This window comes from Glutamicibacter sp., assembly GCF_032154645.1.
Lineage (GTDB): Bacteria > Actinomycetota > Actinomycetes > Actinomycetales > Micrococcaceae > Glutamicibacter.
The window spans coordinates 99,912-109,791 of sequence record NZ_JALDXV010000010.1; the positions used below are offsets into that span (position 1 = coordinate 99,912).

General features: G+C 61.7%; 11 protein-coding genes and 1 riboswitch. All 11 genes read right to left on the bottom strand.

Features of this window, described 5'->3' with window-relative positions; translation table 11 throughout:
- Nucleotides 1–81 precede the first annotated feature (81 nt).
- Nucleotides 82–345, bottom strand: a complete 264-nt coding sequence (locus tag RUH64_RS10445; RefSeq protein WP_313813195.1) for a phosphoribosyl-ATP diphosphatase — start codon at nucleotides 343–345, stop codon at nucleotides 82–84.
- A 65-nt stretch (nucleotides 346–410) separates the two neighbouring features.
- On the bottom strand, nucleotides 411–902 hold the full coding sequence (gene ribH / locus RUH64_RS10450) for a 6,7-dimethyl-8-ribityllumazine synthase (protein ID WP_313813196.1): 492 nt from the start codon (nucleotides 900–902) through the stop codon (nucleotides 411–413).
- Between the two features lie 30 nt (nucleotides 903–932).
- Entirely contained in the window at nucleotides 933–2,171 is a 1,239-nt protein-coding gene (ribB, locus tag RUH64_RS10455; RefSeq protein WP_313813199.1) for a 3,4-dihydroxy-2-butanone-4-phosphate synthase, read from the bottom strand.
- Complete coding sequence (locus tag RUH64_RS10460; RefSeq protein ID WP_313813200.1) at nucleotides 2,171–2,797, bottom strand: riboflavin synthase; 627 nt, start codon at nucleotides 2,795–2,797, stop codon at nucleotides 2,171–2,173. The genes ribB and RUH64_RS10460 overlap by 1 nt, the downstream gene beginning before the upstream one ends.
- 99 nt (nucleotides 2,798–2,896) lie before the next feature.
- A complete protein-coding gene (gene ribD, locus RUH64_RS10465) occupies nucleotides 2,897–3,940 on the bottom strand; it encodes a bifunctional diaminohydroxyphosphoribosylaminopyrimidine deaminase/5-amino-6-(5-phosphoribosylamino)uracil reductase RibD (RefSeq protein WP_313813201.1) in 1,044 nt (347 codons plus the stop codon).
- Between the two features lie 5 nt (nucleotides 3,941–3,945).
- Entirely contained in the window at nucleotides 3,946–4,647 is a 702-nt protein-coding gene (gene pnuC, locus RUH64_RS10470) for a nicotinamide riboside transporter PnuC (RefSeq protein WP_313813205.1), read from the bottom strand.
- A gap of 115 nt (nucleotides 4,648–4,762) precedes the next feature.
- A riboswitch (FMN riboswitch) is annotated at nucleotides 4,763–4,900 on the bottom strand.
- 15 nt (nucleotides 4,901–4,915) lie between these two features.
- A complete protein-coding gene (gene rpe, locus RUH64_RS10475) occupies nucleotides 4,916–5,602 on the bottom strand; it encodes a ribulose-phosphate 3-epimerase (protein WP_313813206.1) in 687 nt (228 codons plus the stop codon).
- A gap of 106 nt (nucleotides 5,603–5,708) precedes the next feature.
- Complete coding sequence (locus tag RUH64_RS10480; protein WP_313813208.1) at nucleotides 5,709–7,262, bottom strand: transcription antitermination factor NusB; 1,554 nt, start codon at nucleotides 7,260–7,262, stop codon at nucleotides 5,709–5,711.
- Complete coding sequence (fmt, locus tag RUH64_RS10485; protein WP_313813210.1) at nucleotides 7,259–8,191, bottom strand: methionyl-tRNA formyltransferase; 933 nt, start codon at nucleotides 8,189–8,191, stop codon at nucleotides 7,259–7,261. The genes RUH64_RS10480 and fmt overlap by 4 nt, the downstream gene beginning before the upstream one ends.
- A 4-nt stretch (nucleotides 8,192–8,195) precedes the next feature.
- Entirely contained in the window at nucleotides 8,196–8,759 is a 564-nt protein-coding gene (def, locus tag RUH64_RS10490; protein ID WP_313813211.1) for a peptide deformylase, read from the bottom strand.
- A gap of 90 nt (nucleotides 8,760–8,849) precedes the next feature.
- A complete protein-coding gene (locus RUH64_RS10495; protein WP_313813212.1) occupies nucleotides 8,850–9,593 on the bottom strand; it encodes a PD-(D/E)XK nuclease family protein in 744 nt (247 codons plus the stop codon).
- Nucleotides 9,594–9,880: the final 287 nt, after the last annotated feature.

Below are 9,880 nucleotides of genomic sequence, written 5' to 3' on the forward strand. Positions count from 1 at the left end.
TTCGTTGGCTGTTGTCTCTGCCGCCGTGCGGAGGCGCGGGTCCGGTCCTTGAGTGGGAGCGGACCCGCGCCGGCGCGACGGCTATAGATGCTTGTAGACGTCAGCCAAGGACAGACCCTTGGCGATCATGAGAACCTGCACGTGGTAGAGCAGCTGGGAGATTTCCTCGGCAGCGGCCTCATCCGTTTCGTATTCTGCGGCCATCCACACCTCGGCGGCCTCCTCGACGATCTTCTTGCCGATGCCGTGGACACCGGAGTCGAGTTCGATGACGGTTCCAGAGCCTTCCGGGCGGGTTTCTGCCTTGAGCGATAGTTCGCTGAAGAGCTCGTCAAAAGTTTTCACGCTTCTACCTTATCGGTTTTCGCAGCGGCTGCTGAATTTGAGCGGCCCTTTATGACGCAGTTCCGCTAGGCCAGCGCCGCCACGGTCATGACCGCCGCGCTGTAGGCCTCGTAGCCCTTGTCCTCGCTGGAGTTCTCAAGTCCTGCCCGGTCAAGCCCCTGTTCCTCGGTATCGCAGGTGAGCACGCCGAAGCCGATCGGGGTCTTGGTGTCCACCGCCACGTCGGTCAGCCCGTTGGTGGCGGCGAGGCACACGTAGTCGAAGTGCGGGGTGCCGCCGCGGATGACGACGCCCAGGGCGATGACCGCGTCGTAATCCCCCGCGAGGGTGGCGGCCGCCACCGGCAGTTCGAAGGTGCCCGTCACACGGATCAACGTGGTTTGCCCTGCTAGGCCTGCGTCCTTGGCGGCGCGCTGGGCACCGTCGATCAGTCCGTTCATGATGACCTCATGCCAGCTGGCGGCCACGATGGCGACCTTCAGTTGGGACAGGGTTCCGCCCTGCGCCAGTGCGCGCAGTTCATCGCCGACATTGGTTGGTGCTCCGTGCTTGCTCATGGTGTGCTCCTTGGGGTGTTGTGGTGGTACTTAGGCGCCGAAGTGTTCGTCGGCGTCGAGGTTGGACGGCAGATTCAGCTGGTGTCCGAAGCGGGACTGCTTGGTGCGCAGGTAGTCTTCGTTTTCGCGGCGCGGCGCGACCCTGCTGGGAACCAGCTCGGTAACGGTGATCCCCGCATCGGTGAGCTTCTGGCACTTGTCAGGGTTGTTGCTCAGCAGCCTGATTTCTTCGAGCCCGAGCTTCTTCAGGATGGCCGCGACGGCGAAGTATTCGCGGGCATCGGCAGGGAATCCCAGGTGCAGATTTGCGTCCAGGGTGTCCATGCCGTGTTCCTGCAGCGCGTAGGCGCGCAGCTTGTTGACCAGGCCGATGCCGCGTCCTTCATGTCCGCGGATGTAGACCAGGTGTCCTCCTTCTGCGGCCAGCCGACTCATCGCCGCATGCAGCTGTTCGCCGCAGTCGCAGCGGTATGAGCCGAGCACGTCGCCGGTCAGGCATTCGGAGTGGATGCGCACCAGGTTGCCGGCGGAGGCGCCGTTGGGGCCGGGGTGGCTGAGGACTACGTGTTCATGTCCCTCGACCTGCGCGGCCTGGGCGGTGAACTGGCCATAGGCCGTCGGCAGCGCAACCGGGTCGGTAAGCTCGATCTGGTCGTTGACCCGGCGCCAGCGGGCCAGGTCGTCGATGGAGATCAGCGGCAGCTCGTTCTCGGCGGCGAAGACGCGCAGGTCATCCAGGCGCATCATTTCGCCGTCATCCTTGGTGATCTCGCCGATGACGCCCACCGGCTGCAGCCCCGCAGCACGGCAGAGGTCCACGGCTGCCTCGGTGTGCCCGCGGCGTTCAAGCACGCCTCCTGCGGCGGCTCGCAGCGGGAAGATGTGCCCGGGACGCGAAAGCTGTTCGGGGGTAGTCGCATCGTCGGCGAGCAGCCGGCTGGTCAGGGCGCGGTCTGCCGCTGAGATGCCGGTGCTGATGCCGCTGGCCGCGTCGCAGGTGACGGTGAAGGCGGTGCCCTTGGCGTCCTGATTGATGCCGACCATGGGCGCCAGGCGCAGCGCGTCGGCGCGCTCGGCGCTCAGCGGTACGCAGATGACTCCGGAGGTGTAGCGGATGGTGAATGCCATCAGTTCTGCGGTGGCGTGTTCTGCGGCGAAGATGATATCGCCCTCGTTCTCGCGGTCTTCGTCGTCCACCACGACCACTGCCTTGCCGGCGGCCAGGGCCGCCAGTGCGGTGGGGATTGAATCAAGCGTTGACTTCTGCATTATCGTGCACCTCCAAAGGAGTTGATGCGTGCAACGTACTTGGCAAGCACGTCCACCTCGATGTTGATATTGTCCCCGACCTGGCGGGTGCCCATGGTGGTAGCGCTCAGGGTGGTGGGGATGATTCCCACCTCAACCCAGTGCTCGGATTCTTCCGCGTCGGACGGCGACACCGCGGTGATGGTCAGTGAAATTCCGTCCAGTGCAATGGAGCCCTTCTCGGCGGTGAGCGGGGCATACTCACGTGACACCGAAATTCTAAAGGTGGTCCACTGGCCGTGGTTCACGATCGATTGCACCTGTCCCACGGTGTCTACGTGGCCCTGCACCACATGTCCGTCCAAGCGTCCGCCGGCCGGGGTGCAGCGTTCGAGGTTCACCTTGTCCCCGGCGGTCAGGTCGCCGGTGGTGGTGCGGTTCAGCGTCTCACCCATGACATCGACGCTCAGGGTGTCTCCGTCAAGTGCGGTGGCGGTGAGACAGACGCCGTTGACCGCGAGCGACCCGCCCAGATCCAGGCCTTCGGTATGGCCCGGCGCGTTGAGAGTGAGCACTACGAGGTCTTGGTCTGCATGGTGTTCAATGGCGGTGATCGTTCCGATCCCGCTGACAATTCCTGTAAACATGGTGTTCCTTTGGCGAAAATTGTTGTAAAAGTTTGTGGTGAAGCCCGTTTTTGGGTACAGCAAACAAGCCCTGGGTGTGTTGCGGTACCTTGAACGGGTTTAGCTGCGCGGCAGCGGTTCGAGATGCATCATGACATCCGGTCCCAGTCGGTTCAGCGTTTCATTGCTGTAGGCGTCCAAGCGGTAGTGCCGCGCGTCGCTCAACGTGCGTGTTCCGGCGATATTTACCGATGAATCTCCGCCTCCGATGATCAGCGGAGCCTGGTAGCAGTAGATTTCGTCGGCCAGATCGGCGCTGATAAAGGCAGAAGCAATGGTCGCTCCTCCTTCGATTAGCAAATGGCCGTAGCCCCGTTCGGCGGCCAATTCCACTAGTGTGCGTGCATCCCTGGTTCGAACCTGTTCGAAATGCTCGTCGAACTCAAGCGCCAGTCCGGACGGAAGGTCGCGCTCCCCCATGATCAGCCGGTGTGGTTGACGCGGCAGGGGTGTCCCCGCCGGGGTGCGTGCGTTGAGCCGAGGATTGTCGTGCTCAACGGTGTTGGTTCCCACCACGATCGCGTCCACCCTGGCACGCAGTGAATGCGCGTGGGCCCGCGATTCGGTGGAGGTGATCCATTGGCTGCTTCCATCCGGAGCGTTGATCCGTCCGTCCAACGATTGGGCGGTCTTCACCGTGATAAACGGCCTGGATTGCTCCTTGGCAAGGATCCAGCGGTGGTTGAGTTCGCGCAGCTCTTTCCCAGCAGCACCCTGGCTGACCTGGACTCCTACGGAACGCAGGTAGTCGGCACCGCCGCTGGCAGCGGCCGTGGTGTCTGACATGGCGTAGTGCACCCGCCCGATCCCCGCCTGAGCGATGGCCTGAGCGCAGGGACCGGTACGGCCGGTGTGGTTGCACGGTTCTAGGGTGACAACCATGGTCAGTTCGCTGGCGCGCTGCTTGCTGATGCGTCCCAGGCGGCGAAGGGCCTCAATTTCGGCATGCGGGTTGCCCGCACCCAGATGGAAGCCCGTCGTGATCAGGCTGCCCGACTCATCCAGGACGCATGCACCGACCAAGGGGTTGGCGCCGCGGTGCCCGCGCCGGGCAGTTTCCAGCGCCGTGTCCAGCGCTGCGGCAAGTTGCTCTTCGGTAACCATAACGATTAACGCTGATTCTGAATCGTGGGATCCGGCAGTTCGGTTTCAATCTGCGGCTTGTCTTCCTTCTTGGCGCGAGCCCAGACGAAGAAGCCGATCAGCGTGAATGCGCCGTAGAAGAGGTACATGAACGCACTGGCGTAATAGCCGGCGGAGAACAGCAGCGGAACGCCCACCGCGTCGACCGCAACCCAAATCAGCCAGAATTCCACCCATCCCTTGGCCATGCCGAAGGTTGCCAGCAGCGAGCCGACAAAGGTCCAGGCGTCGGCCCAAACCGGCTCATAGGAACCGAGGATTCTAAACAGCGGAGTCAGTGCGACAGTACCGAGAATCAGGACTGCAACGAGTCCGAGACGCACCTTATTTGATGCCCACTGTGGGGTCACCGCAGAGCCGCCGCCGTCGCGCGCCTGCTTCCAGCGATACCAGCCGAAGACCGAAACAGCGATGAACATGATCTGGCGGCCTGCCTGGCCCCATAGATTGGCTGCATAATCGGTGTCGAACAGGCTGCCGAGGAACACGGTGAGCAGCAACAGGTTGCCGAGGATGCCCACGGGCCAAGCCCAGACCTTGCGGCGCATGCCGCCTACGGCGCTGGCAAGACCAAAAATATTACCGACGACTTCGCGCACCAAAAGCGCGGACGAGCCAATCACTATTTGTGAGTTGAAAGCTTCAACGAGCCACCGCAGGAAATCCATCTTTCCACCCTTCTCGAAGCGGCGGCTCCGGGGGTGTGCATTTGATGGACCTTAAAGGTTGCCGAAACTACGGCTCCTCTCAGTGAGCCGATGGCAACGCCAAAGGTAAATCAAATCCGTGCTTCTCCCATCCAGACTTTAACTGTCGGTACCGGAATTTCACCAGTTCAACCGCTGCCTTGGCTTGTGGCCTCAACAACGGGTCGCGGACTATCACCGCCGGTTCGGACTTTCACCGACCCCGGAGCACGTATTTACGTTACATCAGTTATTGTTGCACACTTTGTGCGCTGGCGTGTCCGCCCAGAGCAAGATTGCGTAACACGTCGATTTCTACCGATGGGTCCGCCGAAGCATAGACGGCGGACCCTGCCACAAAGACGTCGGCACCTGCTTGCGCCGCACGCAAAATGGTGTCGCGGGAGATGCCGCCGTCGACCTGCAGGGCGATGGGCTTTCCCGATCCCTCGATGGCGGCGCGGGCACGGCGGATCTTCGGCAGCACCAGATCGAGGAACTTCTGGCCGCCGAATCCGGGCTCCACCGTCATCAGCAGGAGCATGTCCAATTCGCCGAGCATGTCGAGGTAGGGCTCGATGGGGGTTGCGGGGCGCAGCGCCATGGCCGCCTTGGTGCCTGCCGCACGCAATTCACGAGCGAGCCTGATCGGCGCCGCCGAGGCTTCTACGTGAAACGTCACGCTGTCCACGCCGATCTGCGCATATTCGGGGGCCCAGCGATCGACGTTTTCAATCATCAGGTGCACGTCGATGGGCAGGTCGCTGACCTTCTCCAGTGCTTCGACCACCGGCTTGCCCAGGGTGAGGTTGGGAACGAAGTGGTTGTCCATCACGTCCACATGGACGCCGTCGGCTGTATGAATTCGACGCAGTTCGCCCGAAAGGTTGGCGAAGTCGGCGGAAAGTATTGAAGGGTGGATTCGCGCGGTGCTCAAGATTGCTCCTGGTATTCATGCATCGGTAGTGGCTGTATATAAGCAATACTGCCAGCGCCCCGCGGGACGCTGGCAGTAGATGACGCGCCGAAGACCGGTTGGTCGGTTAGGCGGTCTTGGTCAACAACGCCATAAACATGGCGTCCGTACCGTGGACATGGGGCCAGAGCTGGGCGGTAGTTCCGCTGCCAAGCTCATGTCCCGCCGCCGGAGCCGATGAATACATGACCTTTGAAACTTCTGCACCGGTGTCCAGCAATTGCGCGTCGGTATGTCGTTTGAGGAAATCCTCAACAACCAGTCGGGTTTCAGCCTGATGCGGCGAGCAGGTCACAAAGCCGACGACTCCGCCCACGCGCACCGCATTAAACGCTGCGTCGAGCATCTCACCTTGGATGCTGGTCAATTCCGGGATATCGCGGGGGGCCTTGCGCCAGCGCGATTCGGGTCGGCGGCGCAGCGCGCCGAGCCCAGAGCAGGGTGCGTCGACCATGATGCGGTCGTAGTCCCCCGCATAGTCCTCTGACCCGTAAACCCTGCCGTCTTCTTCGGTGACCATCCAGTAGTCATGGGGCACCGCATCCAGGGAGTTCTCCACGAGGCGCGCGCGGTGGGCGGTTGGTTCATTGGCGGTGAGTCGGGCATCGCGCTGGACAGCAATGGCTCCCAGCAGCGCCGCCTTGCCGCCTGGCCCTGCGCACAGGTCCAGCCAGTAGCGGTCATCTCCCCCGGTGGGCAGCTGCACGTTCGCCAGCGCCCGGGCCATGACCTGACTTCCAGCGTCCTGCACCCTGACGGTTCCCTCGCGCACTCCGGGTACCCGGGCCACGTCCCCGTGCTTGTAGGTTGCCGAATTTTCCAGCAGCTCTCCCGCTTCAGCCCCTGCTTCTAGTGCGCCGGTGAGGTCGCCGAGTCCGGGCAGCGCCACCAGGTTGACCACGGGGGCTGCGTTATCCGCGGCCAGCAGGTCAACTAGTTCACTTCCATCGCGGCCGTGGGCGATCAACGCCCCGCGCAGGGCCCTGACGATCCATTCCGGGTGCGAGTGTTCAATGGCCAGCTTGGCTGATTCGCCGTCGGCGGCCGCGGTCAACTGCTGCACCCAATCTTCTGCGGAGCGTTCGCTGACCCTGCGCAGCACGGCATTGATCAGCCCGGAGGGGCCGGCGCCGATCTGAGCCCGGGCGAGCGAGACGGTTTCGTCCAGCGCCGCATGCTTTGGTACGCGCATGGCAAGCAGCTGGTGGGCGCCGATGCGCAGGGCATCGAGGATCGCCGGGTCAAGTTCTGCCAGGGGCCTGTCGACCAGCGTTGTAAGAATTGCATCGTAGAGCCCCTGCCCGCGCAGTGCACCGTAGGCCAGCTCGGTGGCAAAGCCTGCGTCGCGGCGGACCAGCCGGTACTCGCGGATCAACTTTGGCAGCACGAGATTTGCATAGGCGTCGGCGGTAGAGACCTCGCGCAGGGTTTTGAAGGCTACCAGGCGTGCTGGATCGGCGCTGCGCTTGCGCTGTCCAGGGGTCGCCTGGGAATAGCGGCGCGGACTACCGCCCTGGCCGCGGTTGCGGGTGCGTCCCTGTTCGTTTCTCCGCTGACCGTCGAAGCTTTCGCTGCGCCCGTGATTTTCGCGCGAATTTCCACGTCGTTCCTGGCCGCTCATGCAAAGCTCACTTTCGTTCCCTGGGTCAGCATGCCGCGGGCCCAGTCGGAGGCGTTCATCATTTTCTTGCCCGGAGGCTGAATGGTCGTTGGTTCAAGGGCCCAGGTGCTGGTGCCGATGAATACCCTTGGCTGCTTGCCCGGTTCAATTCGAAGCTCGCCGGGGGCAAGGTCGGTGACATCGCGGCGCTCATGCAGCAGTCCGAATTTATAGCGCTGATCTTCCACCTTGACCCACGCCCCGGGGAACGGGGTGGTGCCGTGCGCGCGACGCCGGATCTCGGTGGCTGTTCGGGTGAAATCAAGCTCCGCGTCAACGTCGGTGATTTTTGGAGCATAGGTATGCGAACCCGCCTGTGGCACGCCCTGTGCGGTGCCGGCATCGATGGCCTGCAGGGTTTGGACCAGCAGCATTGAACCGGAGTTGCTGAGTTTTTCAAGCATGGTGCCGGCGGTGTCAAGTTCCCCAATCGCCTCGGTCACCTGCCCGAAGACCGGACCGGTGTCTAATCCGGTTTCAAGCTGGAATGTCACGGCTCCGGTGATGTCGTCGCCGTGGATGATCGACTGCTGTACCGGTGCGGCGCCGCGCCACTGTGGCAGCAGTGAAAAGTGGAGGTTGATCCAACCGTGCGTTGGCACGCCCAAAGCCGCCTGCGGTACCAGGCCGCCGAAGGCGACGATGGCTGCGGCATCAACGCCTAGGTCGGCGATTTCTTCGGTAACTTCCGCAGTGATCTTTGAAGCCTTGATCGTTGGCAGGCCTAATTCTTCGGCGCGTGCGGCAACCGGCGAGGGGGTCAGCACACGCTTTCGACCAAGTGGAGCATCGGGGCGAGTGAGTACGGCGGCGATGTCGAAGCCCGCTGCGTGAAGGTGGTTCAGTGAGGTGACGGCAACCTCTGGGGTGCCGGCAAAGAGGATCCGCATAAGCTTAGTGTCCTAATCCTGCGCCGAAGCTGGATCCTAGAGATCCCGAGCGCTGTGCAATTGTCTGATTTGCCGTCTGTGAATAATTCGCGGCGCGCAGCTTTCGCCATGCGGCCTTTTTCTGCTCCGCGGGCAGGCGGTCGATGAACAAGATGCCGTCTAGATGGTCCGTCTCATGCTGGAAGCAACGAGCCAAGAGCCCTTCGCCTTCCACTTCGATCCGGTTGCCGAACTTATCGAAGCCGCTGGCGATGATATGACGGCGGCGCGGCACCGGTGCCGAAATCCCCGGAATAGACAGGCAGCCTTCAATGTGGTCCGGCTGAAAGTCGTCGCTTAGCTCTAATTTTGGGTTGATGATGTGGCCCCGTTGGTCGCCTATCTGGTAGGTAAAGACCCGCAGTGAAACACCAACCTGGGGTGCTGCCAATCCGGCGCCGTCAACGTTCTCCATGGTCTGGTCCATGTCTTCAACCAATTTTTGGATTTCTGGGCCGAACTCGGTCACCTCCTGCGCTTCGGTGCGTAGAACAGGATCGCCGATGATCCGAATTCCCAAAATTGCCATAGTTGTTCGACTACCTTCTGTTGACGTCGATGAATGCCGTGAGCCTTTTCGTTGGATCGCCGCTCTTCTAGTCTACGTGGTTGCCATTGGCTAGGATCGTGGCGGCGGAGTGATTTCCGCCAGCGTGCTGCGGTCCCGGACAATATTGCGCGTTGCTTCCCAGCTTCTGCGCAGGGCGTAGAACTTCGCCCAGTACTCGGGCATCGCCGCCGGTGGGGCCATGAAGGTGCGGCTGCCGTTGTCACCGAGTGCTACGGCCAGCAGCATCACATCGTTGCCATAGGTCCATGGCTTCCAGCGGCCTGCGTCGGCATCCTCAATCTGCTCTTCAGCTTTACATGCGGCGGCAAGCTGCATGATGACCTTGTCATCCGGCCGCTTCACCATCCCATCGCGGTCTGAGGTTTTGGTTTTGTAGTCGATGATGCAGGTTCGACCAGCAATCTTTGCCACCAGATCAATGGTTCCCGCATAGCCAACGCTGTCGTTCCACACGGTAACTTCAGCTTGGACCGGCTCGACGCGATAGTCACGCCACCAGTTTTCAAAGTGAGCGGCGTATCCCAGCTCGCCGTGCTGTTCCAGGGCTCCCTTGGCTTGTTCCAAATCGTGGGCGAGACCAAGCTGAGCGAGCGCGTAGTTTTCGGCATAAAAATGCACCCTATCGCCGCGGGCGGCGGCCGCGTCACGGTAGACCTCAGCAGCCGATGCGGCCTGGCGCACCAGCGACCGCATCGACGATGGCTGCGCCACCGACTGTGCAAGACGAGAATCGTCGGACAACGCCTTGGCCGCCATATATCCAGCCCACCCGGTGAGGTCAACGTGGTCCATACCAATGATTGTCGTAATCGATGGGACCGTTGCCTCGGCCCCAACCCTACGGCTATACATGCGTCCATGTTCGGTTTGAATGGCTAGTTTTGGTGACGTCATACCCTTGATCATGGCACCCATCGCCCACACTTTGCTCCTAGTCGCTCCGGGAATAAGAATTTTTCCGCGTATTTCCGCGGGTTTTAAGCTATGTGAACCAGATCTCAGGCTTTCGATTTGGAAGCTTGGAAAATCTCGTATAGAGTTTTTACTCGTTGGAAAGAACGGAAACGTTCAGAAAACAA

Bases quoted from the DNA above. Each gene is read 5' to 3' on its own strand.
- RUH64_RS10495 (WP_313813212.1), bottom strand. From the start codon at position 9,593: ATGGACCACGTTGACCTCACCGGGTGGGCTGGATATATGGCGGCCAAG.
- RUH64_RS10460 (WP_313813200.1), bottom strand. From the start codon at position 2,797: ATGTTTACAGGAATTGTCAGCGGGATCGGAACGATCACCGCCATTGAA.
- ribH (WP_313813196.1), bottom strand. From the start codon at position 902: ATGAGCAAGCACGGAGCACCAACCAATGTCGGCGATGAACTGCGCGCA.
- RUH64_RS10480 (WP_313813208.1), bottom strand. From the start codon at position 7,262: ATGAGCGGCCAGGAACGACGTGGAAATTCGCGCGAAAATCACGGGCGC.
- ribD (WP_313813201.1), bottom strand. From the start codon at position 3,940: ATGGTTACCGAAGAGCAACTTGCCGCAGCGCTGGACACGGCGCTGGAA.
- def (WP_313813211.1), bottom strand. From the start codon at position 8,759: ATGGCAATTTTGGGAATTCGGATCATCGGCGATCCTGTTCTACGCACC.
- pnuC (WP_313813205.1), bottom strand. From the start codon at position 4,647: ATGGATTTCCTGCGGTGGCTCGTTGAAGCTTTCAACTCACAAATAGTG.
- fmt (WP_313813210.1), bottom strand. From the start codon at position 8,191: ATGCGGATCCTCTTTGCCGGCACCCCAGAGGTTGCCGTCACCTCACTG.
- ribB (WP_313813199.1), bottom strand. From the start codon at position 2,171: ATGCAGAAGTCAACGCTTGATTCAATCCCCACCGCACTGGCGGCCCTG.